At 49.6% G+C, this 26,222-nt stretch carries 27 protein-coding genes and 2 pseudogenes; 9 read left to right on the top strand and 20 right to left on the bottom strand.

Annotation, left to right across the window (positions count from 1 at the left end):
• Positions 1-21: 21 nt before the first annotated feature.
• The 4 genes from EO763_RS11030 (at position 22) to EO763_RS11015 (ending at position 4,705) form a co-directional block, all read left to right on the top strand.
• Complete coding sequence (locus tag EO763_RS11030; protein WP_039489471.1) at positions 22-918, top strand: LysR family transcriptional regulator; 897 nt, start codon at positions 22-24, stop codon at positions 916-918.
• 180 nt (positions 919-1,098) lie between these two features.
• A complete protein-coding gene (gene mlc, locus EO763_RS11025; protein WP_161528971.1) occupies positions 1,099-2,316 on the top strand; it encodes a sugar metabolism global transcriptional regulator Mlc in 1,218 nt (405 codons plus the stop codon).
• A gap of 133 nt (positions 2,317-2,449) precedes the next feature.
• On the top strand, positions 2,450-3,115 hold the full coding sequence (gene bioD / locus EO763_RS11020; protein WP_010296067.1) for a dethiobiotin synthase: 666 nt from the start codon (positions 2,450-2,452) through the stop codon (positions 3,113-3,115).
• 102 nt (positions 3,116-3,217) lie between these two features.
• On the top strand, positions 3,218-4,705 hold the full coding sequence (locus EO763_RS11015) for an MDR family MFS transporter (protein ID WP_161528970.1): 1,488 nt from the start codon (positions 3,218-3,220) through the stop codon (positions 4,703-4,705).
• A gap of 62 nt (positions 4,706-4,767) precedes the next feature.
• Here the strand turns inward: EO763_RS11015 and EO763_RS11010 are convergent, their stop codons facing one another.
• From EO763_RS11010 to EO763_RS10970, 9 genes are all read right to left on the bottom strand, one after another.
• Positions 4,768-5,067 carry a DUF1161 domain-containing protein gene (locus EO763_RS11010; RefSeq protein ID WP_161528969.1) on the bottom strand — a complete coding sequence of 100 codons (300 nt, stop codon included), beginning with the start codon at positions 5,065-5,067 and terminating at the stop codon, positions 4,768-4,770.
• A gap of 105 nt (positions 5,068-5,172) precedes the next feature.
• On the bottom strand, positions 5,173-5,793 hold the full coding sequence (locus tag EO763_RS11005; RefSeq protein ID WP_161528968.1) for a hypothetical protein: 621 nt from the start codon (positions 5,791-5,793) through the stop codon (positions 5,173-5,175).
• 152 nt (positions 5,794-5,945) lie between these two features.
• Positions 5,946-6,296, bottom strand: a complete 351-nt coding sequence (locus tag EO763_RS11000; RefSeq protein WP_039473112.1) for a DUF1283 family protein — start codon at positions 6,294-6,296, stop codon at positions 5,946-5,948.
• A gap of 270 nt (positions 6,297-6,566) precedes the next feature.
• Positions 6,567-7,316, bottom strand: a complete 750-nt coding sequence (gene ydfG / locus EO763_RS10995; protein ID WP_039489466.1) for a bifunctional NADP-dependent 3-hydroxy acid dehydrogenase/3-hydroxypropionate dehydrogenase YdfG — start codon at positions 7,314-7,316, stop codon at positions 6,567-6,569.
• Positions 7,317-7,520: 204 nt separating this feature from the next.
• A complete protein-coding gene (locus EO763_RS10990) occupies positions 7,521-8,705 on the bottom strand; it encodes a pyridoxal phosphate-dependent aminotransferase (protein WP_161530379.1) in 1,185 nt (394 codons plus the stop codon).
• Positions 8,706-9,014: 309 nt separating this feature from the next.
• Complete coding sequence (locus tag EO763_RS10985; protein ID WP_010296046.1) at positions 9,015-10,232, bottom strand: glycosyltransferase family protein; 1,218 nt, start codon at positions 10,230-10,232, stop codon at positions 9,015-9,017.
• A 30-nt stretch (positions 10,233-10,262) separates the two neighbouring features.
• Positions 10,263-11,087, bottom strand: coding sequence for a mannosyl-3-phosphoglycerate phosphatase-related protein (locus EO763_RS10980; RefSeq protein WP_161528967.1), 825 nt, complete (start codon positions 11,085-11,087; stop codon positions 10,263-10,265).
• Positions 11,088-11,289: 202 nt separating this feature from the next.
• Positions 11,290-12,252: a GlxA family transcriptional regulator gene (locus tag EO763_RS10975; protein ID WP_161530378.1), complete on the bottom strand. Its 963-nt coding sequence runs from the start codon at positions 12,250-12,252 to the stop codon at positions 11,290-11,292.
• A 45-nt stretch (positions 12,253-12,297) separates the two neighbouring features.
• Positions 12,298-13,074, bottom strand: coding sequence for an MBL fold metallo-hydrolase (locus tag EO763_RS10970; protein ID WP_161528966.1), 777 nt, complete (start codon positions 13,072-13,074; stop codon positions 12,298-12,300).
• 246 nt (positions 13,075-13,320) lie between these two features.
• On the opposite strand from EO763_RS10970, the gene pptA reads away from it, so the two are divergent.
• Entirely contained in the window at positions 13,321-13,551 is a 231-nt protein-coding gene (gene pptA / locus EO763_RS10965) for a tautomerase PptA (RefSeq protein ID WP_161528965.1), read from the top strand.
• A 138-nt stretch (positions 13,552-13,689) separates the two neighbouring features.
• Here the strand turns inward: pptA and EO763_RS10960 are convergent, their stop codons facing one another.
• Positions 13,690-15,186, bottom strand: coding sequence for a pyridoxal phosphate-dependent decarboxylase family protein (locus EO763_RS10960; protein ID WP_161528964.1), 1,497 nt, complete (start codon positions 15,184-15,186; stop codon positions 13,690-13,692).
• A 9-nt stretch (positions 15,187-15,195) separates the two neighbouring features.
• Entirely contained in the window at positions 15,196-16,581 is a 1,386-nt protein-coding gene (locus EO763_RS10955; RefSeq protein WP_208851996.1) for a diaminobutyrate--2-oxoglutarate transaminase, read from the bottom strand.
• Positions 16,582-16,955: 374 nt separating this feature from the next.
• Here EO763_RS10955 and EO763_RS23595 point away from each other — a divergent pair, with 374 nt between their 5' ends.
• The gene (locus tag EO763_RS23595) at positions 16,956-17,327 is read left to right on the top strand and encodes a hypothetical protein (protein ID WP_244322080.1); all 372 of its coding nucleotides are present in this window, start codon (positions 16,956-16,958) and stop codon (positions 17,325-17,327) included.
• Between the two features lie 125 nt (positions 17,328-17,452).
• Here EO763_RS23595 and EO763_RS10945 read toward each other — a convergent pair whose 3' ends face one another.
• From EO763_RS10945 to srlA, 8 genes are all read right to left on the bottom strand, one after another.
• A complete protein-coding gene (locus tag EO763_RS10945; RefSeq protein ID WP_161528962.1) occupies positions 17,453-18,748 on the bottom strand; it encodes a glycoside hydrolase family 10-like protein in 1,296 nt (431 codons plus the stop codon).
• Between the two features lie 5 nt (positions 18,749-18,753).
• Positions 18,754-19,041 carry a VF530 family protein gene (locus EO763_RS10940; RefSeq protein WP_161528961.1) on the bottom strand — a complete coding sequence of 96 codons (288 nt, stop codon included), beginning with the start codon at positions 19,039-19,041 and terminating at the stop codon, positions 18,754-18,756.
• 255 nt (positions 19,042-19,296) lie between these two features.
• A complete protein-coding gene (gene srlR, locus EO763_RS10935) occupies positions 19,297-20,064 on the bottom strand; it encodes a glucitol operon DNA-binding transcriptional repressor SrlR (protein ID WP_103198595.1) in 768 nt (255 codons plus the stop codon).
• Between the two features lie 89 nt (positions 20,065-20,153).
• On the bottom strand, positions 20,154-20,516 hold the full coding sequence (gene gutM, locus EO763_RS10930) for a transcriptional regulator GutM (protein WP_161528960.1): 363 nt from the start codon (positions 20,514-20,516) through the stop codon (positions 20,154-20,156).
• Positions 20,517-20,558: 42 nt separating this feature from the next.
• On the bottom strand, positions 20,559-21,338 hold the full coding sequence (gene srlD, locus EO763_RS10925; RefSeq protein WP_161528959.1) for a sorbitol-6-phosphate dehydrogenase: 780 nt from the start codon (positions 21,336-21,338) through the stop codon (positions 20,559-20,561).
• Between the two features lie 13 nt (positions 21,339-21,351).
• Positions 21,352-21,720 carry a PTS glucitol/sorbitol transporter subunit IIA gene (locus EO763_RS10920; RefSeq protein WP_103157297.1) on the bottom strand — a complete coding sequence of 123 codons (369 nt, stop codon included), beginning with the start codon at positions 21,718-21,720 and terminating at the stop codon, positions 21,352-21,354.
• Positions 21,721-21,734: 14 nt separating this feature from the next.
• Entirely contained in the window at positions 21,735-22,733 is a 999-nt protein-coding gene (srlE, locus tag EO763_RS10915) for a PTS glucitol/sorbitol transporter subunit IIB (RefSeq protein ID WP_161528958.1), read from the bottom strand.
• Positions 22,734-22,747: 14 nt separating this feature from the next.
• Entirely contained in the window at positions 22,748-23,296 is a 549-nt protein-coding gene (gene srlA / locus EO763_RS10910) for a PTS glucitol/sorbitol transporter subunit IIC (protein ID WP_161528957.1), read from the bottom strand.
• A gap of 399 nt (positions 23,297-23,695) precedes the next feature.
• Here srlA and EO763_RS10905 point away from each other — a divergent pair.
• The 3 genes and pseudogenes from EO763_RS10905 to EO763_RS10900 all read left to right on the top strand — a co-directional run.
• Positions 23,696-24,019: pseudogene (locus tag EO763_RS10905) on the top strand (ATP-binding protein); the annotation flags it as partial.
• 456 nt (positions 24,020-24,475) lie between these two features.
• A pseudogene (locus EO763_RS23815) lies at positions 24,476-24,751 on the top strand (hypothetical protein); the annotation flags it as partial.
• Positions 24,752-25,000: 249 nt separating this feature from the next.
• Entirely contained in the window at positions 25,001-25,267 is a 267-nt protein-coding gene (locus EO763_RS10900) for a YjbD family protein (protein WP_010296014.1), read from the top strand.
• 40 nt (positions 25,268-25,307) lie between these two features.
• On the opposite strand, the gene EO763_RS10895 is transcribed toward EO763_RS10900, so the two are convergent.
• On the bottom strand, positions 25,308-26,189 hold the full coding sequence (locus EO763_RS10895) for an HTH-type transcriptional regulator ArgP (protein ID WP_072014061.1): 882 nt from the start codon (positions 26,187-26,189) through the stop codon (positions 25,308-25,310).
• Positions 26,190-26,222 lie beyond the last annotated feature (33 nt).

The raw sequence follows: 26,222 nt of genomic DNA, 5'->3' as shown, positions 1-26,222 counted from the left end.
CATGATTGATATGTTTAACATATGAATATCGAACTACGTCACCTCCGCTATTTTATTGCGGTCGCCGAAGAGCTGCATTTCGGCCGAGCCGCAGAAAGATTACGCATTTCTCAGCCGCCACTGAGCCAGCAGATTCAAATTCTGGAGGAACAGGTTGGCGCGAAATTGTTGGCGCGCAACAACCGGAATGTTCAGCTCACGCCAGCAGGCGAGATGTTTCTGAAAGAAGCTTGGTCGATTATCAGTCAGGTCGATCAGGCGGCAGAGCGGGCATCCCGCATTCAGCGCGGTGAAATTGGGGAATTAACGATCGGCTTTACGTCGTCCGCGCCGTTCATCAAAAAGATCTCCAGCAGCCTGCTGCGTTTTCGTCAAACGTACCCGGAAGTCCATATTCAGATGATGGAGCTCAACACCAAGCAGCAAATCGAACCGCTGCTGAACGGTAAGCTCGATATCGGCATCATGCGCAATAATCCGTTACCGGACGCGCTGGACCATCAGTTGCTGCTGCGTGAACCGCTGATTGCCGTCGTGCAGGAGTCCCATCCGTTAGCGCAGCAGGACGCAGGGCGTGCCATCAGCATCACGCAGTTGGCAAATGAGCCGTTCGTTTTCTTCTCCCGTGCGGTTGGAACGGCGCTGTATGACGACACGCTGACGCTGCTGAAACGCTATGGCATCAGCCCCTACATTACGCAGGAAGTGGGCGAGGCAATGACCATCGTCGGGCTGGTATCCGCAGGATTAGGCGTGTCCATCTTGCCTGCGTCGTTTTTGCGTATTCGGGTCGATGGCGTGAAATATTTGCTACTGGAAGAAGAGGACGCCACAACGGAAGTTTGGCTGGTTACGGCACGACATCAGCCGCAAAGTGCGGCTGCGAAAGTGCTGATGTCGCTGATGCTGGGCGGATAATCGTTAAAATATGCGTGCTAAATCACATAACGAATCAAATATTTGACGAGGTTAGTGAAAAGCCCCACCATACCCGCAGTTTTTTATTTTGCAGCGTGAAAAATAGTCATGCCGCAATAATAAAGATAAATTTTTCAACAGCAGTGCCAGATATAATGCGAATGAGTAGGAGCTAGGTTTGTGATAGCCGACGGTCAACCAGGACACATCGATCAAATCAAACAAATGAATGCCGGTGCAGTGTATCGGCTGATCGATAAGTACGGCCCGATATCACGTATCGAACTGTCCAAACGCGCTCAGCTCGCGCCCGCCAGTATTACCAAAATCGTCCGAGAACTGCTGGAAGCCCATCTGGTACAGGAAACCGAATACCAGGATGTGGGCAGCAGAGGGCGTCCCGCTATTGGCCTGATTTTGGATACCGAGGCTTGGCATTATCTTTCCGCACGCATCAGCCACAATACCCTGTTATTGGCGCTGCGCGATCTCAGCAGCAAGCTGGTTGTGGAAGAAGAAATCCCGCTTCCCGCTGCGTCGCCACAGCCACTGCTCGACCGTATTTTGAATGAAATCGATCAGTTTTTTATTCGCCATCAAAAGCGATTGGAACGGCTAACGGCAATCGCGATTACCGCACCGGGCATGATTGATGCCAGCAAGGGCATGATTCACCGGATGCCATTTTATGACGTTGAGGAAATGGCGATTGGCCCAGCACTGGAACAGCGCACGGGGTTGCCGGTGTATTTGCAGCATGATATCTGCGCCTGGACGATGGCCGAAGCGCTATACGGCGCATCGCGCGATTGCCAAAATGTGATTCAGGTGGTGATCGACCATAACGTCGGTGCGGGTGTGATTACCAGCGGTCGCATCCTCCATGCGAGAAGCCGGAATCTGGTCGAAATCGGGCACACACAGGTCGATCCTTATGGCAAGCGTTGCTATTGCGGCAATCACGGCTGTCTGGAAACGGTCGCCAGCACGGAAAATATGCTGGAACTGGCGCAACAGCGCATGAATACGTCCATGAGTTCGCTTCTGCACGGTTCACCGCTTAGCGTTGAGAGCCTGTGTGACGCCGCGCTCAAGGGCGATCAGTTAGCCAAAGATATCATTAATGATGTCGGTCATAACGTAGGCCGCATTGTCGCCATCATGGTGAACCTCTTCAACCCCGATAAAATTCTGGTGGGATCCCCTCTGAATAAAGCGGCCAGCATTTTACACCCCGCCATTTTAGGCTGTATTCAACAGCAATCATTCCCGCCCTATAGCCACAACCTCCAGGTGGAAGCGACCCAATTCTACAATCAGGGCACGATGCCCGGTGCCGCACTGGTGAAGGACGCGCTCTACAATGGATCGCTGCTGGTTAAACTGCTACAGGGATAACCATAAAGGCGTAGAGCAACAAAACATTGCGCTAACGCAAACTGCCCGAATGAGGCATAGCCTAGACTTTCACGCTTGGAAAGCATTTTAGCTGTGCTTGTTTTTTGGTATTCAGGTGGTCTGGAGTTATCCCATGTTGAAACGTATTTTTGTCACTGGTACTGATACCGCCGTTGGCAAAACAGTGGTATCCAAGGCGCTACTGCAAAAACTGGCGCTGGCAGGCAAATCGGTTGCGGGCTACAAACCGATAGCAAAAGGGTGCGAAGAGACGGAAGCGGGGCTGCGTAATAAAGACGCACTGCTGCTACAAGCCGCCTCCACGCTCGAATTGCCCTATAACATGGTTAACCCCATCGCACTCCGAGAAGATGAAATCAGCGCCAGTGAAGGAACCATTGATTACTGCACGATGACGCAAGGCCTGCGTCACATGGGCGAAACCGCTGATATCGTAGTCGTCGAAGGCACGGGCGGATGGCGGACTGTCATGAACGATCTACGTCCGTATTCCGAATGGGTAGTGCAGGAACAACTCCCTGTCGTGCTGGTTGTTGGCATCAAACTGGGCTGTATCAGCCATGCGCTGCTGACGGCACAGGCGATCATCAATGATGGTTTGCCGCTGGTTGGCTGGGTCGCTAACCGTATTAACCCCGGACTGGCTAATTACGCAGAAATCATTCACGTTCTGCGGAAAAAAATTCCGGCACCGCAGTTGGGCGAACTGCCTTACTTGCCACGCGCCGAACAGCGGGATCTCTCGTCTTATATCGATCTTTCTGCCGTCAGCTATTAATTTCTTTCGTCTTCTATTCCCGCTTCTCTGCGGGAATAAATTTTCTCCGTCACGCCACCTGTTATACTCACAGACAGTTTTTCTTCTTATCCTGAAAATATAATGAAAACAGAGAATAACCAGAAACAAACACCTGTTCCACATCGCCATTGGATTTTAATTGCCTGTATGCTGGCCATGTTCACGGCCGCGATTGAAGTGACAATTGTCGCCACCGCGCTACCCACCATCATCGCGGATTTAGGTGGGTTTTCCCTATTGGGCTGGGTCTTTGCGGGTTATTTGCTGACGCAGTCGATCAGTATTCCAATTTATGGCCGCCTGGCCGATCTGTATGGCCGCAAAAAGATATTCTTCTTCGGCATGATCGTGTTCCTGCTCGGGTCGATTCTGTGCGGATTCTCGACGCAGATGGGCTGGCTAATTGTCTTCCGCACCTTGCAAGGGCTGGGTGCGGGCGCGATTACTCCGATTGCCTTCACCATTGTTGCCGATGTGTACAGTTCGACCGAACGCCCCAAAATACAGGGCTATTTGTCCAGCGTGTGGGGCTTTTCCGCGATTATCGGCCCGCTGTTGGGGGCGTTTATCGTGCAACACTTCAACTGGGCTCTGGTCTTCTGGGTCAACGTGCCGATTGGGCTGTTCTCCATTTTCCTGCTGGCTCGTTATCTGCCAACGATGAATACCGTGCGCCAGCATCAGTTGGACTGGATGGGGGCGTTCTATCTGATTGTATCCGTCGCCAGCTTACTGATGGCGTTGCTACAGGCTGAGGTGTTTGGCTACTGGGTGATCCCGCTGCTTGCGATCTCTGCCGTGGGTAGCATTCTGCTGGTTCGACAGGAAAAGCGCACGCCGGAGCCGCTGTTTCCGCTGGCGCTGTGGCGCAATCGGGTCATTATCGCCGGTAACCTCGGCGGGTTAGTCGTCGGAGCAGCCATGATGGGTGTGAGCGCCTTTTTGCCGACGTTTATTCAGGGCGTAATGGGTAAAACACCGCTGGAGGCTGGCAGTATACTGGCGATGATGTCGATTGGCTGGCCGCTGGCCAGCACGCTAAGCGGGCGCTTAATGCTGTGGACGTCTTATCGGTTTACGGCAATGCTCGGCGGTATTGTGCTACTTATCGGCAGCCTGACGCTTCTGACCGTTCAACCGGACAGCAACCTTATGTGGGCGCGGCTCGCGGCATTTCTGATCGGCTCGGGAATGGGGCTGAGCAGCACTACGTTTCTGGTATCAATACAAAACTCGGTGGACTACTCCATTCGCGGCATCGCAACGGCTTCCGCCATGTTTACCCGCATGCTGGGTTCCGCATTGGGAACGGCAATCCTTGGCGCTACACTGAACATCAGTCTGCACTGGCGATTGCCGGAAGTGAGCGATCCACTCCAGACGCTCATGGATCCGGCCAAGCGCATCCTACTGAGCGTAAACCAGCTCGATACGCTGGCATCGCAAGTCGCCTCGTCAATCCACGGCGTATTTATCGTTTCGGCACTCATCGCGGCCATCACGCTGCTTTCCGCCAGAATGATCCCCGCGAGTCAGCGGCCGGGGCAGGCTGAAACCGGACAAAAGTAACGATAAAAGAAAAGGCGCGAAAGCGCCTTTTGAACATCTATGCTGAACATCCAGAGGAAGGGTTACGGTGTGGTCGTCGGCTGACCTTCTGCTGGCGCTGGCGCACTTTCCGTATTGGCGTCGCCCTCAGCATGGCGGGTGTAAACAATCTTGTGAGTATCACTCTCGCAGTGACCGACCACCTGACCACCGGCCTGATTCACCTGATCGTTCGGTACGATATCCAGCGTAAAACCGGATTCTGGCACGCCATTGGCGATGATTTTCTGGGTAATATCCGCTTTCACGCTCTCGCAAGATGCCTGTGCAGCTAACGGAGCAACCAGGAATAACGCGGCACCAAAAATGACGGTTTTTTTCATCTTTTGATCCTTTTCTCTGAAAAAAGTCTCTTTGAGTATATCAAACGATGACGATAACGCGAAAAAGCCGCGAAATCAGGCCATCAACTATGGCATGGAAACACTCTAGACGCAGGGGCCGGTGGCGCAGCCATACATCATAAACAGCGGAAAAAGGATAACAGCCGGAATCATGAGAGGGGCAAGCAGTACGTCTTTACCGGAGTTATCACTGCTATTGATCACAACAGGGATGGGCTGCGGCAAGCGTCCATTTTCTGTCGGGCTGACCAGTGACCCTTTTTTCTTACTGAACGTGCCTTGCGCGCTAAACGTCACTTCGCCTTTTCCCATCGTCGTGGGAATTTGTGCCGCGTAGAGCTCACGTAAATCGAATGCCTGCTCTTTGGTCAATCGGCGAGTATCAATCATGTTTTTATAGCTTGCATAGACTTGACCATTATTACGGAGAGAAAAATCGACCCTCACACCCGTGATGATGTCTTTATAATCGCGATAAAACGCGTAATAGTCCTGATACTCCTTTTGCGTTCTTGCGTCGGAGAATTTGTAAACGTAGGTAGCAGACTCAGCGATAAGCGTCCCGTTGTCATTGGTGATCGCCGTGATGTTATCCGTCTTCGGATAGGTGCTTGCGCACGAACTGACCAATAGACACATGATAAACACACCCCACAGTTTGATATGAAAAGGGCGTGAAAATAATCGAGCTAAATCCATATTCATCCTGATGCACTCCATTTGGGATAAAAATGCGTGTTGCTACGATATAGCGATAATCGTTGAGTGTAACGGTGATGTCACCTTCGGATACAGACTATTTTGCTGCATTACAAAGAGAAAAGGGGAAACCCACGCCAGAAGGCGTGGGTGAAAAATCAGGGGGTAACGGGGCGGCCAGTACGACGATCGAGGCAACGATCGGTGGTATTTTCCCAGTAAGCATTGACGTTGTAGCTGGCGTTGCATTTTTCACGCCCATCAATCGCTTTTTCGGTTTTATCGAATTCCTTCTCAACGCGGTTATTGACTTTATTACGCAGCGAACGGGTTGAATCCCATTGCTCCTTGCTTTGACGCGCCGCTTCTTTTGATAACGCGCTGTCGCCGGAATCAACAATGATATGGCGCGTCTCTGCCAGAGCAGCAGGCTGCCAGGCAGCGGAAACGATAACCAAAGAAAGCGGGATGAAGGCCCGAATCAAAGAAGAAAAAGAGTAGTGGTTCATGTTTCACCTTGACAGAACGAATGATAAAAACAAACGCCGATGCTGCAGAACGATAAAGCGCACGGCAAGCGATAGACAACAAAAGACGACCGCCGTTCCCTGTAACCCCCGCACTTCATGCAAAAAGAAAGGGTACCTATAACAAGAAGTATACATCCTTCACTTCAACAGCACTATAAGCGTGCAGCATCGGGTAAAAACGGTTTGTGAACCAGTAGAAAAGGGCATGAAACAGCGTTCATGCCATTAATTTTTGTGTTTCGGTAATGATTAACCTTCGCGATGTACGCTTAGCCCAGCAAAAGATTGGCTGACCGGCATCATTTCCAGCGTGTTGATGTTGACGTGTGCTGGCAGCGTGGCAACCCAGAAAACAGCTTCAGACACATCTTCAGCCGTCAGCGGCGTTGTGTTGTCATAGGTTTTACTGACTTTGTCGTCGTTACCTTTGAAACGCACGGCCGAGAACTCGGTTCCACCGACCAGACCCGGTTCGATATTCGTTACGCGGATTTGGGTGCCAGACAGGTCGGCACGTAATCCCAGACTAAACTGCTGTACGAACGCCTTGCTGGCACCGTACACGTTACCGCCTGCATAAGGCCAGTTTCCTGCGGTAGAGCCGATGTTGATGACATGACCGATATTACGCTCCACCATGGCTGGCAGCAGCGCACGCGTCATAAACACCAGCCCTTTGTTGTTGGTATCGATCATATTTTCCCAATCGTCTACCGACGCTTTATGCGCAGGCTCCAGACCCAGAGCCAACCCAGCGTTGTTCACCAGCACATCAATCGTTCGCCATTCGGCTGGCAGGGTGGCAACAGCCTGTTCAATCGCCTGACGGTCGCGCACATCCAGTTTTAACGGATACAGCGCATCGCCCAGTTCCGCCTTCAGCGCATCCAAACGTTCCTGACGGCGGCCCGTCGCGATCACTTTATGGCCCGCACTAATAAATTTACGCGTAATTGACTCACCAAACCCAGCCGTTGCACCGGTAACAAAAATAATCATGCTCTTTTCTCCCTGACCGTTTTCATGTTCTGCTTGTGCCTGATATCACTATAAATAATGAAAGGCATGCGATCATTTAGCCGCGCAATTCCCCGTGGGTCAAGCGTTACTCCGGTTTCAATGATGTGGTTTTGGAAGAATCGCCCCTCAGAACGAGGGGCGGATGTCGAGCCATAGCGAGTGCAAGAGTGGTATGACGGAGGATTAAATCCAGTTTTTGTTACGGAATTCACGCATGGTATCCGCAACCCACTGCGTTTCCTGCGGTGTCCCCAACGAGATGCGACACCAGTTATCCGCAGGCGGAAACGCACGGCCAATCAGCACACCTGCATCTGCCATATGCTTTTGGTAATCCTTGAGTGGCACAACCAATTGGTGGAAAACAAAGTTTCCCTCCGACGGTAAGTAAGGCAGTTCGAGGTCATCGAGCGCTTTCAGCAGGATTTGGCGCGACACATCATTACTCTTTTTGCTGTAGGTAATGAATGCCGAGTCGTCCATAGATGCTAATGCGGCATCCACGCCGCTAAAGTTGATTTTTTCGCCCGCGACATACTTTCCCATCAACGCAATGACGTTGGGATGGGCGACGGCATACCCAACGCGCATACCGGCCATGGCGTGTATTTTGGAGAAAGTTTTGAGCAGGATAATGTTCTCTGCACCTTGGGTAATCATCGGCGAAATAGAACGAAAACGCGGATCATTGACGAACTCGGCGTAAGCCTCGTCAACGATAAACACCGTATTGGCTGGCTTGCTGGCAATCCACGGTTCGATGATATCCGCAGGCGTAATCGTGCCCGTTGGGTTGTTGGGATTGACCAGATAAACGATGGAAGGGCCGCTGTAACCGGCAACGGCCGCTTTTAGCCCTTCAATATCGAACGCCCAATTGTCGAGCATTTTGACTTTCGTGACTTTAATGCCGGCAATTTTGGCAAAATGTTCGCCGTCGCCATAGGTTAATTCAGGAATCACCAGTTGTGCATCCAGCGATGCGTAGGCTTCAATTGCCGCTCGGATACCCTCAGACGATCCGGCCGTCAACAAGATGGAAGGTGCCTCGACCTGATGATGCGCCGCCAACTTATTGCCAAGCAGTAAAATTTCATTCTTTGCATAGCGGTTGGCTTTCACGACGGCCTCGCGCGCGGCGGCCTGCGCCTTGGGCGACATACCCAGTGGGTTTTCATTAAAGTTAATACGGATTGGATTAGCGGCCGACGGTGCGGTAAATGCAGCATTCTCAGGCTGTGTCTCGGCAAAAACCCGCGAGCTTAACCCTGTCGTTACCGTCGCCGTTCCCAGCAGGGCGCCAGAAAGTTTTAATAATGCTCTGCGTTTCGGGTTTAACACGTCGCTTTCATTGATTAAAAAATTCATCAAAACACTCTCCTTAGTTACATAATGACAGGAGAGCTAAAGCATAAAGCACGCCAACTTCCTTAATCGATGGAACGCTAATACCTTGTCAAATAGGAAAAATAACATTTTATTACGGCAAGTATGCCCGTCTGGCGGGAAATGCTGCGTTTTCTGATGCGCTGATTAAAGGTAAGGAAAATTGGTTGATTCATTGAGTGATTAAATCGAATAATATGAATTACTTATGCAAGGGAGCGATCATGACGCATACAATGATGCATCATGATGCGTTTGCCCTATGAGATAGCGAGTGCATAGCAGAGGGCATCACGTTTCTTGATTATCGGCTTCTACCGCTGCATATAACCGCTCAAGAATATCGGGAAAAGCAGACTGCACGCGGTTCCAGCTCGGTACAAACGGTTTATCCCCCAGAACATCGCTATAGGCATGGCCAGAAAAGGTAATCACATCAGAAAATAGCTCCACCGCCGACTCCTCTTTATGGCGGTCGAAACTCAGGCCATTCATGCGTGCGTCATGTTCGAAAGCATCAATCATATCAAGCGCGGTACGATAGTAGGTCGCCCGCAGGACGCGGAAAGAGTCCGTGGTGATATTCACGCCGAGAATCGCCAGCTTGCGATACAGCGCTTTTGTGATATCCGCGGCCATACGTTGCAATCCCGCGTTTGGATCGTCTTCAGACATCGGCTGATGTTTATGGTCGTAGCGATCGGCAATATCTACCTGACAAATGCGGCGGGTTGCGGTTCCGCGATAAATTTCTGACAGCACGCCAATTTCCAGTCCCCAATCGCTCGGGATACGCAGGTTGTTCAGAATGGTGGTGCGCATTGCAAACTCGCCGGAAAGCGGATAGCGGTAGCTGCGCATGTAATCCAGGTAGTCGGAATTGCCGTAGACCTTTTGCAGCGATTTCAGTAACGGGTAAACCAGCAGACGTCCCACGCGGCCATTCAGTTTTCCCTCTGCAACACGGGCGTAATAGCCTTTGCAGAAATCATAATTAAAGTGCGGATTTGCCACGGGATAGAGCAGGCGTGCCAACATTGCTCGGTCATAGGTGACAATGTCACAATCGTGTAGGGCGACACAGGAAGAACGACGCGATGCCAGCGTGTAGCCGACACAAAACCAGACATTCCGGCCCTTGCCGGGTTCCTCCGGTGCCAGCGACTTTTCTGCCAGTTCGTCGCTGAGTGCTTTCAGGCGCGGACCATCGTTCCATAGAATTCGATGTCGGTGCGGCAAACGAGAGAAAAATTTTCTAGCGTAGAGAAACTGCTCCCGATCGGCGCGATCCAACCCAATCACAATTTCGCCAAGGTAAGAAACCTGAGACAACTGATCGACAATGTGGCTCAGCGCAGGGCCTTCCAGCTCAGAATACAGCGATGGCAGAATCAGTCCCATACTGTTTTGCCCGGAAAATACCTGAAGTTCATACTCCAGCTCTTCCGTGCTTCGCTGAGTGAGATTGTGAAAATTGGTAATGATGCCATCTTGATAAAATTCGCTCATCCTATGCTCCCATGCCATCTTGAGGCGATGTCATACCGAGAAATGACTGTTGCTGATAAAGTGATCCAGCCCTTCACTCCAGCCTTGAGGCCCTGAATGCTGCGTGCAATATTGCTTGCCGATGTATGATTCAGGTAGGTTAACAATTTGATTTCCCTTGCCTTTAATTAATACGGCGCAGTCCACCGCGCATAACAGAGAGATATCGTTCGGGCCGTCTCCCAGACCAAGCGTTGTGATGTCAGTGTCACATTTCTCGATATACTGTGTTTTTATCCAGTTAACCATAAATCCCTTATTCGTTTGAGCACTCATGACGTGATAGAAGCGGCCACCTTGCGTCAGAGACAGGCCTGCGTCTGCCAATAACTGGCAGAAACGCGGTAGGGCATTTTGCTCGTCCAGCCACAGCAGCGGTTCAGAGCCTTCACGCTGTTGTGCTCGTCGGGCGTCTTGCACGGTTAACCCCGTCATCTCTGCTATTTCCTCGCTGTTCATATCGCCAAAGCCTTTGAAGCGGAAACCGGATGCACGCAGTTTCGTCAACTGAGTGCGGATAACGGAATACCCTGCGCCAATCCTCTTCTTTGGGTAATCGGGATGCGTTTGCCATGCCGACGGCAGCACAGCAATAGCGCCGTTTTCCGCAATATAGGGATACGGTTCTAGCCCGAGCGCCCGCCGTAAGGGCTCAACTTCTGCCGCCGTTTTACTGGTGGTAATAATCAGCGGGATTGCCTCGTTCGCCAGCCGTGTCAGCCACAGTTGCGCGGCATCCCACCGATAAGTCTCATGATCGAGCAACGATCCATCGAGATCGCTGAAAATAATCAGCTCCGTATTACGCGTTTGCATAGGTTCTCCATGTTTTATCGTGGATAAACAGAGAGTAACGATGGACGATTAACGTTAGTTAGAAAGGAGACGTATCTGTCAGTGAGGTGTTGTGTTCGTGGTATTGATGACTGTGATCATAGTCACGTTTTAAGGATAGGCGGTGATCCCTATCTTCACCAATAAGATAACGATCTGGCTATTTTCCGACAGGCAATGAACATCAACGGGTGCTGCTTTTATCCTGAAACGTTTTACGCCAGTCGGTCGGACTCACGCTAAAACGCTGTTTGAACTGCTGGCGAAATGTCACCACTGACTGAAAACCCACGCTATCCGCAATTGCTTCGATTGAGTGGGACGTCGATTCCAGCAATACCTGACTACAGCGAAGCCGTTCCGCCGTTAACCAGTCGCTGACCGTCATACCCGTGGCACGGAAGAAATGCCGGGTAAATGTCCTGCGACTCATCTGCACGCGGCTCGCCAATACATCCAGAGAGTGGGGGGAACGGAGATGGCTGCGCAGATAGTCCAGCAGTTGATTGATTTTACTATCCCGCGTATTTTCCGGCACCGGATGTTCAATAAACTGGGCCTGTCCACCTTCGCGGTAAGGCGGGATCACCAGACGGCGGGCGGCGCGGTTAGCGATAGCGCTGCCGCAATGTTGACAAACCAGATACAGGCAGCAATCTATTGCCGCCACCGTTCCAGCAGACGTAATCAGATGTTCATCTTCGACATAGAGCGCGTTGGTATCCAACTGCACATGAAGAAAGCGGGCGATAAAATCCTGCTCAAACGCCCAGTGTGTCGAGGCACGGCGGCCATCTAACAACCCAGCATAAGCCAGCACATAAGTTCCCAGACATAATCCGGCGATTTGTACTTTGCGGGTTTCGGCAGTGCGTAACGCATCCAGAAGCGGTGCAGAAGGGCGTGTTTCTGGATGGCTCCAGTGCGGGACTACGATCAAGTCGGCTTTCTCCAACGCGGAAAACCCGTGCTCAACGTTGATGGAAAACCCGTTTTCAGAGGCAACCATGCCCGGGTTTTCTGCACAGAAAAAAAGCTCAAACTGTTTTTCTTCATAGAGCATGTCGCTGAAAACCATACCCGGTATGGATAAATGAAACGGGCTAAAATTCTCGGAGACAACCACCGCGACGGTTAGCACAGCCATCATAGCCCTCATCAAATAATCAATAGGTTCCGGTTATTATCCGGTTCAGAATTGCACGCTTTCACCATCGTTCGGTACATACACGATGGACTGAAGCTTTTCTTCATGCAAATAGTCACGCAGTTCAGCACGACTCAGAAGACAATGGTTCACCGCTTCCATATGTGTTGCGACTATCGCCGCATTGGGTACGAGCTGATGCACACGCCGAACATCTTCTTTTCCCATGATAATGGAACCGAAGCTGGGAATAACGGCATTGCCGATATTCAGCGCCACCACATCGGGCGTGTGGTGTGTTAGGACATCGATAACATGCTGATTCCAAACGGTATCACCTGCCAGATAAAACGTCTTCTCATGCGCATACTGGAAGATAATCCCGCAGACGTCACCTAGTCGTTCCGCCATCTGTGGGTTGGCATAGGTTTCATCAGAACCATGCTGACCGGGTGTTTTGATCAGCGTGATGCCGTCATATTCCGTTTGCTCACCAAGTACACGCACTGAGGTAAATCCCGTGTTCCGAATGATGTCAGCATCCTGCGTATCTTGGCTGAAGATCGGCATTGTTTTCGGGATAGCATTGATGGCTGCATCATCCCAATGATCGAGGTGTGTATGCGTCACAATTACGGCATCAACATCCAGAATTGTCGCCATAGGCAAAGGAAGCTCGACCAGTGGATTACGCAGATGGTCGTTTGCCGTACCTGGGAAACCGGGATAAGTCGCTTTCAGTGCTAACATTGGGTCAATCAGAAACGTTTTCCCACCAAATTCAAGTTGTAATGTCGCATTACGAATCTGCGTTATTTTCATCTTATTGCTCCCATATCAGGTTAACTGGCAGTGCCATTACGCGCCGAACAGAAACAGTATAAGAATCTGACAGATCGCCAACAGTGGCCTGAATGACACACTTCGATGAATTTAGGCCAATTTATCTCAAGCGGATTGTTTATCATCAGGCGGGGAATCCTATTGCTGTCTTCATGCACACTGGTTATCTTGACTAACTAGCTATCTTAACCAACGTGCTGTTTCATCACTGAAAAGGACAATTCCATGCCCCATATTGATGTCAAACATTTCCCAAGAAACCTGTCTGAAGAAGAGAAGAAAGTTGTCGCGGAAGATCTTGCTGCGGTTCTGAAGAAGCACTTCGGTTCTTCCGACGACTCGCTTTCTGTGGCGTTTAACGAAATTCAGCCGGAGCGCTGGAAGGATGACGTTTACGATCCATTCATCAAACCGCAGTTGGATTCGTTGGCGAAAAAACCGGGATATTCGTATTAATTCGCCCGCATCCTAACGGATTAATTTGCCTGCTCCGAGAGTAGCTGAGCGGGTTAACCACCACGGGCCATAAGCAATAAAAAAGCCGATAACCTGTTAAGTGTTATCGGCTTTTCACCGTGCGGTAAAGCAGGGGAATTACGCAGTCAGCAGAGGCTGTGCCGTGCTTTCAACCAGATCCAGTAGGACTTTGACATCGTCCAGGCTGACCGTTGGGTTCAGCAACGTCAGCTTCAGGCAGGTAACACCGTTAAATTCGGTGACGCCTACGTTGGCACGACCTGATTCCAACAATGCATCACCAATGCGTTGGTTCAGCAAAGCGATAGTCGCGTCATCCGCTGTTGCCAGCTGTTGCGGGCGGAAACGGAACAGTACGCTTGCCAGCTGTGGCTGCATCACCAATTCCAGTGAGGCGTGTTCATCCACATACTGTGCAACCTGCTGTGCCAGCGTGACGCCGTGATCGATGATCGCTGCATACTGCTGTTGGCCTAATGCTTCCAGACCCATCCACAGTTTCAGCGCATCAAAACGACGCGTCGTCTGCAATGATTTCGACACCAGATTAGGAACGCCCTGTGCTTCATCGAACTCAGAGTTCAGGTAAGCCGCTTGATAGCGCATCAGCTCATAGTGGCGAGCTTCTTTCAACAAGAAAGCGCCGCAGCTGATGGTCTGGAAGAATTGTTTGTGGAAATCCAACGTGATGGAATCCACCAACTCAATGCCGTCCAGATAATCGCGATACTTCTCGGACAACAGCAGTGCGCCACCCCAAGCTGCATCAACGTGTACCCAAATCTGATGTTCTGCCGCCAGTGTTGCAATCGCCCGTAAAGGATCAATCGCACCGGCATCAGTGGTACCTGCCGTCGCCACAATCGCCAGAATCTGCTCGCCGTTAGCCTTGGCCAGCGCCACTTTCTCTGCTAAGTCGTTCAGATCCATCCGCGCGAAGCGATCGGTTTTCACCAGCGTAACGCATTGATAACCCAGCCCCAGTAAAGCCATGTTCTTTTGCACCGAAAAATGGGCATTTTCAGAACAGAACACTTTAATTTTCTTCAGGTTACCAACCAATCCATCTTGCTGGATCGAATGCCCCTGACGGGCAAAGAAGGCATCACGCGCCAGCATCAACCCCATCAGGTTACTCTGGGTGCCACCACTGGTGAACACGCCAGCGTCACCAGCCTTGTAGCCTACCTGAGCACGCAGCCACTCAATCAGCTTCATCTCGATGATGGTCGCAGACGGGCTTTGATCCCAAGAGTCCATGCTCTGGTTCGTGGCATTAATCAAGACTTCCGCCGCCTGACTGACCACCAAACTCGGGCAGTGCAGGTGAGCGACGCACTGTGGGTGATGCACCGACAGGCTGTCTTTCAAAAAATACTCAATCGCACGCTCGATAGCGGCCTGGTTACCCAGGCCCTGAGGATTAAAATCCAGCGTGATGCGCTCACGCAGTTCAGCAACAGTTTTCCCCTGATACATATCAGGCTGTTGCAGCCACTGCATGACGGCTTGACTACTCTGCGTAATCGCGTCCTGATAGGCCTCGATGCTTTGTGTCGAGGAGGCCAGAATCGGGTTTAGTTCTGTTTCAACTTGCTTGGACATCGTGGTCATTCGCTCCACTCAGACTGGCTTCACGCCAGCAGACAGCAGGGCGTTTTCAAATTTATCCAGGAAGATTTCCAATTCAGCATTGCTGATCAGCAGGGAAGGCAGCAGACGCAGAACGCAACCATGACGGCCACCACGCTCCAAAATCAGGCCCGTTTCAAAGCATTTTTTCTGCAACAGGGCAGACAGCTCGCCGTCAGCCGGGTAGCAACCCATGTGATCCTGCGCTTCGCCAGGCTTAACAATCTCAATCCCGATCATTAATCCCAGACCGCGAATGTGGCCGATCACCGGATAACGTTTTTGCAGCTCGGCCAGTTTGGCTTTCAGCCATTCACCTTGCTCAGCGACTTTATTGGCTACCTGATTGTCTTTGAGGTGCTTCAGCGTCGTCAGGCCGGTTGCCATCGCCAGTTGGTTACCACGGAAGGTACCGGTATGGTGACCTGGAGCCCATGCATCGAACTGCTTCTTGATACCCAGTACGGCTAATGGCAAACCGCCGCCAACGGCTTTGGACATCACGATGATATCTGGCTCAATGCCAGCGTGTTCAAAGGCGAAGAATTTACCGGTACGCGCAAAGCCCGCCTGCACTTCGTCGATGATCAGCAGGATGCCGTGTTCCTGCGTGACTTTACGGATGCGTTGCAACCACTCGACAGGTGCCGGGTTAACGCCGCCTTCACCCTGAACCGCTTCCAGAATGACCGCTGCTGGTTTGCGCACGCCACTCTCAACGTCGTTGATCAGGTTTTCAAAATAGTAGGTTAATGCTTTCACACCAGCGTCACCGCCAATGCCCAGCGGGCAGCGGTACTGGTGCGGGTAAGGCATAAACTGGACTTCAGGCATCATACCGTCGACCGCTTCTTTCGGTGACAGGTTACCCGTTACCGACAGCGCGCCATGCGTCATGCCGTGATAGCCACCGGAGAAGCTGATCACACCAGCACGACCGGTGTATTTTTTTGCCAGTTTCAGCGCAGCTTCGACCGCATCGGCACCAGAAGGGCCCGTAAACTGGAGGCAGTACTCTTTGCCCTGACCAGGTAATAAGGAAAGCAGATATTCGGAGAACTGATCTTTCAACGGCGTTGTCAGATCAAGTGTATGTAACGGCAAGCCGCTAGTAATGACACGTTGGATGCTTTGCAGCACGTCAGGATGGTTATGTCCAAGCGCCAGCGTTCCCGCCCCGGCCAGACAATCAAGATATTGATTATTCTCAACATCGGTGATCCACACGCCTTCGGCTTTCGCAATTGCCAAAGGCAATTTGCGTGGATAACTCCTCACGTTCGATTCAAATTCAGCTTGCCTTGCCAAATAGGTTTCGTTGTTTCCGTTTAATGAATTCGCACCTAAACTGTCAATACGGACTTTATCCGTCATCATATCTCTCCTACAACCGTGTGCTCGCAGGCAACCACAGTTGAATAAATGAATTAAACATGTAACTGCTATAAGAAAAACGCGGCCAATATAGGGTTTTTCAGTCACCGACTCAATGATTTATTTCGTTTCGAAACTTTTTATTTTTTTACATAAAAATCAAATGGTTGATTGGTTTTTTACGAATCATGATGCCATAGCTATTTTACACGCTTATTAAATAAGCAAAAAATATTTTCTGACATTGGGGGGAAATTGGACAAAAAAACGGATGGCTGCATGAAAAACGCCTGTTAAATACCCTATGCCAAAACCATTTTCATTCATAAAAACAAAATAAATTATTTATTTATCAAAATGTTGTTAGGTTTTTTACGGTGCAGGTAAAAAGCCATATGCCGTTCCATCGCTGGCGACTGCTGATATCGCATTTTATTATCGGTCATGCCACAGCAGACCGAGTTGTTCCTGTGTACGGCATTTATCGACATTCACAATCAGAGACGGATGAAGGAGGCAAAATGGCTACTTATATGACTCAACAGATGAGTAATCCCAAAACCATTACCATCACTTACTACCGTAAGCAGAGCAGCGCGCATGTTAGCCACGACGAATCAGGGCGTTTTACGGAAGATGCCGTCGCAAACTATGCACAATTTAATAATCTTCGCCCCGCAGACGTTGTTCGGGGCAATTATAAGAGTGGGCAAGGCGTGCCAGTAGGCGGTAAGGTTTTTGAAATTTAAGTGTAAAAAAGAAAGCCCGCTAAGTCTGTTACCAGATTCTATGCGGGCTTTCATTTCACCGAATCAACCGAGATAAACGGTTTCTATCTTTACGACAAAACCGATCCGAAAATTTTCGTATCGCGCTAACTGCCCCAGCGGTTTCTGAGGTAATTAACCGCGTCCTGGGTCTGTGGTTGATTGAGATAGTTCTCTCTGAACAGAATCGTACCGTTAATTTGCGGCACAGACTCGTTCAAATCGAGCTGCTTTTTCAGCTCTGGCACGCCGCCATTTATCGTCCAGTCAGGTTCATTCTTTGAAGGTTCACCCACTTTATACAGTGCAACGCCAATATAGAGGCGCGTGTTCGTCGGTTTCACCACATCCGCCCACCATTTTGCCAGTACATCATAGCGAGCCGCGTCGCGCGCGAAGGGCCAGTATATCTGTGGAGCAATGTAATCCAGCAACCCTTTCTGCACCCACAGGCGCGTATCGGCATAAGCTTCATCGTAAGCCGCCGCGCCTCGCGTGTCGGAGCCTGCCGCGTCGTGTGAGCGGTTACGCCATACGCCTGCTGGGCTGACGCCAAATTCAACCTCGGGTTTCAACTGCTTGATCGTGTGCGAAACTTGCTCAACCAATAGCTGTGTATTGTGCCGCCGCCAGTCTGCTTTTGAGCCAAATCCCTGACCATATTGCTTAAAAGTCTCACTATCGTTAAGCATCGAACCGGATGATTCGGCATAGAAGTAGTCATCAAACTGCACGCCGTCAATCGGGTAGCGTGCAACGACTTCAGCCACGATACTGGTGATCCAGTTTCGTGCTTCTGGGATGCCAGGGTCGAGCACAAAGCGATCGCCTGCCGTGCGGATCCAGTCACGGTGCAACACAAATACGCTGGCCGGATTTTGCGACAAGGTGCGATTGAGTTCCGTCACGGTTGCGGATTTAGTGTTAACGGAGACGCGATAGGGATTAAACCAGGCATGGACTTTCATACCGCGTTTGTGCGCCTCATCCAGCATGAACTGTAGCGGATCGTAGCCCGGATCCTCACCAATATTGCCCGTTAACATATCTGACCAAGGCAATATTTTAGAGGGCCAGAGCGCGGTGCCATCAGGTTTAACTTGGAAAAATACGGTATTGATACCGAGACTTTTCAATTTATCCAGCTTGCCTGTCAGCGCTTCCTGCTGCTGAGTTATGCGGCTAGCAGGGCTGCTGACATTGACGGATGCTACCGGCGGCCAATCCAGACGAGAAACAGTCGCCAGCCAGACACCGCGCATGGGTTCCTTATTATTCTGCTGAGATGTCGCCGGAAGCGGCTGCTTAACAGGAGGAAGCGGGGTGACAAGCGAACTCGGTGGTTTAGACGCGCAACCGACAAGTAGAAGCGCAGCAGCAATAAGTACGACCGGCTTTTTCACGTTGCTCAGCTCTTATTTCTGCGACTATTAGCCCATGGGTCAACAGCGCTATCATCTGGTTTTACGGGAGCTGAACCGTCCAGAGAATCAAGGTACAGTGCTTCAACTTCGGCACGCGCCCAGGGTGTCCGACGCAGAAACGTTAAACTGGATTTGACGCTTGGATCGCTTTTAAAGCAATTGATATTGATCCGTTTACCCAACTCAACCCAGCCAAAACGGGCAACCAGCGCATTGACTTGCATTTCAAGCGTTACGCCATGCAAAGGATCTTTAGAAGTATGAGCAGTCATGTAACGTCCGGTAATTTCAGATTTTTGTGTTCAGGATTGGGCTTGTAGCAAGGAAGGTTACAAGAAAGCGGGGCGGTCAGCAATGATTCAAGCCGCGACACCATAGTGATGGGTAATGAAGTTTTGTATTAGTCGTGACTTGATCTGACACACGGCCTTGAAAGGTTGAGAGTTACCGATTTTGATATGGGTGTCGAATCCTTATGCAAAACATGAGGTAACTCTCATGCTTCATACTATCAATCCTGTCATCAGTTATTTGTCTCCGGCCATAATAACCTCAATGCCCTTCTCCTGCAGTTGCATCATGGTGTCACTGGAAATATCACTGTCTGTAATCAGTACATCAACTGAATCAAGGGAACAGACTACATTCGGGCTGCGGCGACCAAATTTAGAAGAATCGACAAGCAGTACAATTTTCTTGGCGGCATGGCACATCGCCTGGCTTACTGCAAACACTTCATTAAATGTCGTCACGCCTGCCGTCATATCGACACCATCTGCACCAATGAAAAGTGTGTCGAAACTGAAATGAGTGAATGCGGACTCAGCAAGACTGCCGTGAAAAGACGCAGATGTGCTACGGTAAGTGCCACCAGGCATCAGAATGACCTGATCGTTATCCAGCTCAACCAGTTCATTGACGATGCTGAGGCTGTTGGTCATTACCGTAATGTTATTGAAACGCGCCAGATGTGGGACCATTTGTAGAACGGTACTGCCTGCATCAAAGATTAGTGAGTCACCCTCATTAATTAGCCCAGCAGCGCGGCTGGCAATTCGCTTTTTCTTTTCGGTATGGATAAGTGTTTTTCTGTCTATTGGCTGATCCCCTTCATCGCGGTTAAGCATAACGCCACCGTACGTTCTGATTACGGCACCGTCTTGTTGCAAGCGCGTTAAATCCTTACGGATGGTGGTGCCCGTCGTATTGAAATGGGCGGTGAGCTCTTCCACTGTGGTACGGCCATGAACTTGCAAGTATTCGAGAATTTGCGCCTGACGCTCAACTGGTTTCATAAAAGGTCCTTTTCAGTTTCTGAACTACCTCACTATCGCGAACGTTTTAATACGTGATGTAAAGGATTCATCTTTCAATTTGAAAGTTATCATCTTTTATTTTCCATAGCCAGTGTCAGTGCCTGCCGAAGTGCTTTATTTGTCGGAAATATGACATCAGGCCGTATTTCACTTAATAATCGGTTGCACAGGCTTTTCTCAGTGTACGGACGTGAGAAAACTGTTATCCCTTTCATAATGAAATTATCGGTGATTCTACCGTCACTGCTGACGGCAAGCGCCAGTACAACACGAGGTTTGAATCGTCCTTCTGACCGGCCAATCCGAACAATACCCTTGTCTGACAATGATGCTAGTGCATGATTAAATTGATTTATTTGCAACCATCCCAGCGCAATCTGTCCAGCCCATGCCATGGCTGCTATGGCTATCAGCGTGTTTACAGGATCCATAATTGTCTCCTGAAACCGGCAGTCTAACTGCCGGTTTCTTTATCAGAACATTACCTGCCCGCCGGTAACGTTAATAGACTGCCCTGTGCAGTAAGCTGCTTTATCACTTGCATAGAACAACAAAATATTTAGAACATCTTCATAGTCACACCCACGCTTAAGCGGTACCTTGTCGATATAATGTTGCTCGACCTGATCGGGCTGAATCCCCAGTTTTTCTGCGTACTGCGGCAGAAGCGACTGAAACATTGGCGACTTAAGCAGGTTTCCTAACATCAGGGCGTGAACGGTAATACCGTATTCTGCGAGGTCAAGCGCTAGTGATTGTGTCAGTCCAACTCCGCCAAACTTGGCCGCGCTGTAACCAGAATTGTGCTTACTGCCGACTTTACCGGACTTGGAGTTGATCTGGATAATTCTGCCTTTAATACCTTCCCTGATCATTAGCTTAGAAAATTCACGTGCACAGAGAAAATAGCCTACCAAATTGACCTGCAGCGACAGATCAAAGTCGCTCAGCCCAAACTCGGTTATCGGAGCAGCTTTAGCGATACCTGCACTGTAAAGTAACAGGTCAGTCCGACCAAATTCGTTATCCACCTGATGCGCAAGCGCGACTACACTTTCTTCATTTGTCGCATCAACCCCAAATGCACGGGCTTTGTTTTCGCCATGACGTTTGTTAATGGCATCCGCAATACTTTGTGCATTTTTTTCATTAAGGTCGGCAACGGCTACTTTATAACCGGCCTCTGCTAGGCCTTCGCACAGGTAAGCACCCAGCGTCTGGCCACCACCAATGACTACAGCAACCTGATCCATTTCTCTCTCCTGATTATTCACTTAACATACGAAATGTCTGCCCGGGTTCAATCGACACCGGTGCCGTGCCAGCGACATGAACGGTACCTGGAAATTCAGCTCGGCCAGCACCATCAAAACGTACTGTGATATGCCCAAGCTCACGCAGATTTTCACGCGCCACAACGCCCACAGCCGTTACGGGATAGTCTTTTTCACCGATGGTCAACACGGATCCTGCGCCAAAATCACCACGATCATTCACAGTGACCCGGTGGATAAAGCAGTACTCTGCAACGTCAGCAGGTGCACCTTCCCCGAAGGTGATAATGAAGTTGTCATCCAGAGACTCCTGAGCACAGAGGCCGACAGCGATGAACGTGGATTCATAAACAGTTTTCATAAATTTTCTCACTGTTACTGATAGATAAACCCAGAAACAGCCCAGGCAAGAAGAACGGCCGGCGCACCTGTAAGGAAGCGGCCTACCAGAACGGAGGGAACACCCACCCGCACGGTGTCTTGTTTTGCATCAGCCAGTGATAAACCAACCGGAATAAAATCACATGCTGCCTGCGAATTAATTGCAAACAGGGCTGGCAGGGCAAGGTGTGGTGGTATGGTGCCCTGACCAATCTGTACACCTACCAGCACCCCGATGACTTGAGCGATGACCGCACCTGGGCCGAGGAACGGCGAGAGCAAGGGAAAGGAGCAGACAAGCGCCAGCGTGACTAAACCAATCGGGCTGTTTGCCAGCGGCGTAAGACCGTGTGCGATGAAATCACCCAGGCCAGATGCCATGATGATGCCGATCAATGCTGAAACGAAGGCCATGAAAGGCAGGATCGTCTTCAGTACGGTATCTACAGTTTCACGACCAGCCTGAAAGAAAACGGCCACAACCGAACCCATTCCCATCCCGACCTTTGCCAGTAGCCCATCGCTTTGCTCGGTAATTTTCTTTGTAGTGTCATAGTCCCGCTGGCCCGAGGTGGTTTCAGAAAATGGATCGGACTGTACGTCACTCGTTGTAAGCTGTGCTGCCCCCTGAAACGGCTGAATATCGTCTGGTCGAACGCCAGATACGTAGATATCCTCGGTTATATACTGTGCTAACGGGCCCGATTTTCCTGTCGCGTGAATATTGACCGTCGGTATACGACGTTTAGGATAGAGACCACAGCGAAGTGTTCCACCACAGTCAATGACGGCGATACCAATCTCTTCGGCGGGCGGTTCACCTTCCTTAAAACCATCCACGGCTTCCCATCCGGTCAACTCCTTTAACCGCTCAACAATCGCCGGACGGGTACCGGCAGTGACGTAGACAATCTTTTTACCTGGCGTTACGGTCAACGTAAGTGGACCACCCCAGCCGCTCTCACCTTTTTTAATGACTATTGAATCAACCATGGTGTACTCCGCACTTATAAACGAACCTGACGGTCAAGTTGGATACGCATTTTTCTTTCAAAAATAGTGGTCGTGAGGTCGGTCACCCAACCACGGAAAAAATTCATGATCATTCCTACCATCAAATAGCTCACGGCAAGAGGGCCCAGAGGTAGGTCGAGCGTGGTCAGTCCGTTAGCGATCCCCAGATAAACAAAAAGTTCGCCAGGATTGATATGAGGGAAAAGACCGTTCATGGAATGGCAACTGTAGGAAGCCGCTGCGTAATAGCTTGGCTTGTATTTCTCTGGCATAAATTTGCCAAGGCTGAGTGTCATCGGATTACAGAAGACAAAAGTGCCGATAACCGGCAGGAATAGATAACGGGTTACTGGGTTACCGGCACAGCGTTGCGCAAGCACCTCAATACGCCGTTGGCCAACAAATACAATGAGTGCATTCATGACTACTAGTAGGCTTATTAACAGGGGGAGAATGCCAGTTACCATGCCGACAAAAACCTCACCGCCCTTCTGAAAGAGTCCGATAAACCATTCGGCTCCGTGTGTAATGCTTTCGATCATTTGGAAACTCCTTCACGTAGAGAATAGATTCACTTTCTTATTCACTGCCAAAAGAAGATAGATCGAAATAAAAACAATAAACACCTAATTGATCACAAAGTGGTTATTTTTACTTTCAAAATGAAAGATTATTTGAAAGTTAAAATGTTTCGTTTGTGCTTTTTTATTGGTGTTTTGATTTTTCCCTTGGAAATTTATAATGTTTAATTAAACGTTAAATTTTTTTAAATGCGTCATGTTAGACTCGATAAGTCTCTAATAAATATTAAAAAATCTCTTGTTGTAGCGAGGCTGATTGGAAGAAAATTGGGAAAGGAGCTATAAAGACTTCCTGTTAGGTGGGCTGTGGGGGCACAGTGAAAGATGAACTCAATGCCGCTCATTTCATGATAAAAGGGATATTTAGGGCGTTGCGTTAACAAACCACGGCTGTTGGTGATTGATGAAGTAGGGTACCTGCCATTCGGCAAGGAAGACGCTAATTTATTCTTCCAGGTTGTCGCCCAGCGCTATGAGACCTGCAATCTGATACTCACGAGTAATCTGCCGTTTACGCAGTGGTCCGGTACGTTTGGTGATAATGAAACGCTGACGGCAGCGATGTTAGATCGCTTGCTTCACCATGCGCATATCGTCCAGATAAGCGGTCAAAGTTATCGCCTGAAAGACAAATTGAAAAGCGGTCAGTTGAAGAAATCGATGGTCACTGAATCGCAGGAATAATCATTGGTGGGTGGGTCAGATTTACTTTGGCAGGGTGGGTCACCATTCAATCGGTATTGACAGCAATAATCCGGTACAGACTGACCACCAAATGCTTTGGGTGAATCGTCCCGATATGCTGGTGATACATATGTATTAATCAAAAAAGAAACAAACTGAACCACTGCACGAAATCGGGCAGCATTGGTAAAACCATGGGAAATAGAAAACGGGAGGGAAGTCAGAAATTACTAACGTATTGATTTATCGTAACGTGGATGTGACTTATGAACTTATTAACCACCACAGGTGATTTAACATAATATACATTATGCGAACCTATAGAGGCACAGGCAGGAACTGGCCGTTCCGCTAAGCAATATCCCCGTATCCGCAAAACACTTTTTCCGGCATCAGTAATCATCCCTACGGCTGACAATCTGGTAATGGTAAATTTTCCCGCTCGGGCCAGCGAACTTTATTTATATCTCGATGCAAAATCCTAATGGATTAAAAGCGGGAAATATAATTTTCTTTATTATCAATGCAATACTGTACCCATACGCAAGATTTGTGTATGAGCAAATCATTGGGTTTATCATGGGAAAAAATTTCTTTCTTATCAATGCAATAGTAATGCTGACAGTGAAAGTCATCACTATGGCTTTATGTTGGGCATTCTCAATATTCATCGCCCCGCTTGGGCTGGCATACCTTTATTACTATCATTCAAAGGCAGAAAAAGAATCCTAACAGGGGGTTATCATGGCTCTTGAAACGGCTGTTGGTATCATTTTCCTGCTCGTAATAGTTGGCAGTTATATAGGTATTGGAAAATAAAAATTGGTTCGCATAATAACGTTATGCAAAAGAGCCGCCTGCGGGATTCTATTTTCGCAGGCGGCTTTTCTACATAACGTGTATTAGCTTTACGATTTATCTGGGCCTCAGAGCGTTTTCCTCTACAATGTATTTCCCAGCCCTCTTATCAGGTCCATTCCCATGCCAAGACTGACTCAGAAAGACATGACAGAAAGTGAACAACGTCAGCTTAAGACGTTACTCGATCAGGCAAGAAAAAAACAGGACCGCCCGCTGACCAACTCTGAGAGTAATCATATTAAAGACGATTACATCGATAAGTTGATGAAGGAACGCGAAATCGTAGCAAAACAGGCCAAGGCCGAGAAGAAGAAAAATAAGTTTAAACCTGATTCCTCAGCGACTTATGAATGGTCAGCCAGTACAAATCTACGAGGTCGCCGCTAGCGTTTACGTCGCGGTTGCTCGTGTCTTTGGCTTGACACCATTACCGAAAAAGATGCCGAGCGGCCGCCGTTCGCACGCTCTGGCTTAATGCTTCCAGCGATGCAGAGCGGATATTCCAACGGTGCCAGTACAGTCGAATATCGATAGGATTTCCGGCTTGAAATGGCACTAATTCGCCTTTTTCCGTATGCGATGATGCCATATGTTCTGGGATCATCCCCCACCCTAGCCCTCTGAAAATGGCACCGACAAAGGCCGCCGTTGAAGGAACGAATTGCTGTGGCGGTTCGATCGCGGTTGGAACCAGCGATGCTATAAATAAGGATTGTAATCTGTCCTTATTGTTAAATATCAGAAGCGGCGCTTTTTGCAAACTGTCCGCATTGATGCCATCCGCAAAGTACGTTTCGTGAAAAATCGGTGAGCAATACGCGCGGTAACGCATTGTTCCTAAATACTCTACGCCACAGCCTTGAATCGGTTCCGAGCTAGCGCTGACCGCCGCCATGACCCGACCTTCGCGCAGCAAGGTTGCCGAATGCTCCTGATCCTCAACGAGAATATCGAGCAAAATACTGGATTGGTGACAGGCATCTTCCATCGCATCCAGAAACCATCCGTCTATTGAATCCGCATTCACAGCCACTGAAATACTTGGTCTGACTGGCATTTCAAGCGTGCTGAAGAGCTCGCTCTCCAACATATCTATCTGTTCTGCGTGCCGAAGTAACGCTTGCCCCGTTGGCGTTGCTCGACAGGGATTACCCCTTACGATCAGTACCTGACCAAGCTGATCTTCTAATTGCTTGATACGCTGGCTGATGGCAGACGGCGTGACGTGGAGTTTACGAGCCGCAATTTCAAAACTGCCGCTACGGACAATCTCCATGAACGCTCTCAGGCAGGGATAATTCAGATGCATGGTTATTTTTTCTTAACAATATCAGGATGATTC

The organism is Pectobacterium odoriferum (assembly GCF_009931295.1).
GTDB lineage: Bacteria > Pseudomonadota > Gammaproteobacteria > Enterobacterales > Enterobacteriaceae > Pectobacterium > Pectobacterium odoriferum.
This window is presented reverse-complemented; position numbering and strand designations above follow the sequence as displayed.

Bases quoted from the DNA above. Each gene is read 5' to 3' on its own strand.
- EO763_RS11030 (WP_039489471.1), top strand. From the start codon at position 22: ATGAATATCGAACTACGTCACCTCCGCTATTTTATTGCGGTCGCCGAA.
- bioD (WP_010296067.1), top strand. From the start codon at position 2,450: ATGTTGAAACGTATTTTTGTCACTGGTACTGATACCGCCGTTGGCAAA.
- EO763_RS11015 (WP_161528970.1), top strand. From the start codon at position 3,218: ATGAAAACAGAGAATAACCAGAAACAAACACCTGTTCCACATCGCCAT.
- EO763_RS11010 (WP_161528969.1), bottom strand. From the start codon at position 5,067: ATGAAAAAAACCGTCATTTTTGGTGCCGCGTTATTCCTGGTTGCTCCG.
- EO763_RS11005 (WP_161528968.1), bottom strand. From the start codon at position 5,793: ATGAATATGGATTTAGCTCGATTATTTTCACGCCCTTTTCATATCAAA.
- EO763_RS11000 (WP_039473112.1), bottom strand. From the start codon at position 6,296: ATGAACCACTACTCTTTTTCTTCTTTGATTCGGGCCTTCATCCCGCTT.
- ydfG (WP_039489466.1), bottom strand. From the start codon at position 7,316: ATGATTATTTTTGTTACCGGTGCAACGGCTGGGTTTGGTGAGTCAATT.
- EO763_RS10990 (WP_161530379.1), bottom strand. From the start codon at position 8,705: ATGAATTTTTTAATCAATGAAAGCGACGTGTTAAACCCGAAACGCAGA.
- EO763_RS10985 (WP_010296046.1), bottom strand. From the start codon at position 10,232: ATGAGCGAATTTTATCAAGATGGCATCATTACCAATTTTCACAATCTC.
- EO763_RS10980 (WP_161528967.1), bottom strand. From the start codon at position 11,087: ATGCAAACGCGTAATACGGAGCTGATTATTTTCAGCGATCTCGATGGA.
- EO763_RS10975 (WP_161530378.1), bottom strand. From the start codon at position 12,252: ATGGCTGTGCTAACCGTCGCGGTGGTTGTCTCCGAGAATTTTAGCCCG.
- EO763_RS10970 (WP_161528966.1), bottom strand. From the start codon at position 13,074: ATGAAAATAACGCAGATTCGTAATGCGACATTACAACTTGAATTTGGT.
- pptA (WP_161528965.1), top strand. From the start codon at position 13,321: ATGCCCCATATTGATGTCAAACATTTCCCAAGAAACCTGTCTGAAGAA.
- EO763_RS10960 (WP_161528964.1), bottom strand. From the start codon at position 15,186: ATGACCACGATGTCCAAGCAAGTTGAAACAGAACTAAACCCGATTCTG.
- EO763_RS10955 (WP_208851996.1), bottom strand. From the start codon at position 16,581: ATGATGACGGATAAAGTCCGTATTGACAGTTTAGGTGCGAATTCATTA.
- EO763_RS10940 (WP_161528961.1), bottom strand. From the start codon at position 19,041: ATGACTGCTCATACTTCTAAAGATCCTTTGCATGGCGTAACGCTTGAA.
- srlR (WP_103198595.1), bottom strand. From the start codon at position 20,064: ATGAAACCAGTTGAGCGTCAGGCGCAAATTCTCGAATACTTGCAAGTT.
- gutM (WP_161528960.1), bottom strand. From the start codon at position 20,516: ATGGATCCTGTAAACACGCTGATAGCCATAGCAGCCATGGCATGGGCT.
- srlD (WP_161528959.1), bottom strand. From the start codon at position 21,338: ATGGATCAGGTTGCTGTAGTCATTGGTGGTGGCCAGACGCTGGGTGCT.
- EO763_RS10920 (WP_103157297.1), bottom strand. From the start codon at position 21,720: ATGAAAACTGTTTATGAATCCACGTTCATCGCTGTCGGCCTCTGTGCT.
- srlE (WP_161528958.1), bottom strand. From the start codon at position 22,733: ATGGTTGATTCAATAGTCATTAAAAAAGGTGAGAGCGGCTGGGGTGGT.
- srlA (WP_161528957.1), bottom strand. From the start codon at position 23,296: ATGATCGAAAGCATTACACACGGAGCCGAATGGTTTATCGGACTCTTT.
- EO763_RS10900 (WP_010296014.1), top strand. From the start codon at position 25,001: ATGCCAAGACTGACTCAGAAAGACATGACAGAAAGTGAACAACGTCAG.
- EO763_RS10895 (WP_072014061.1), bottom strand. From the start codon at position 26,189: ATGCATCTGAATTATCCCTGCCTGAGAGCGTTCATGGAGATTGTCCGT.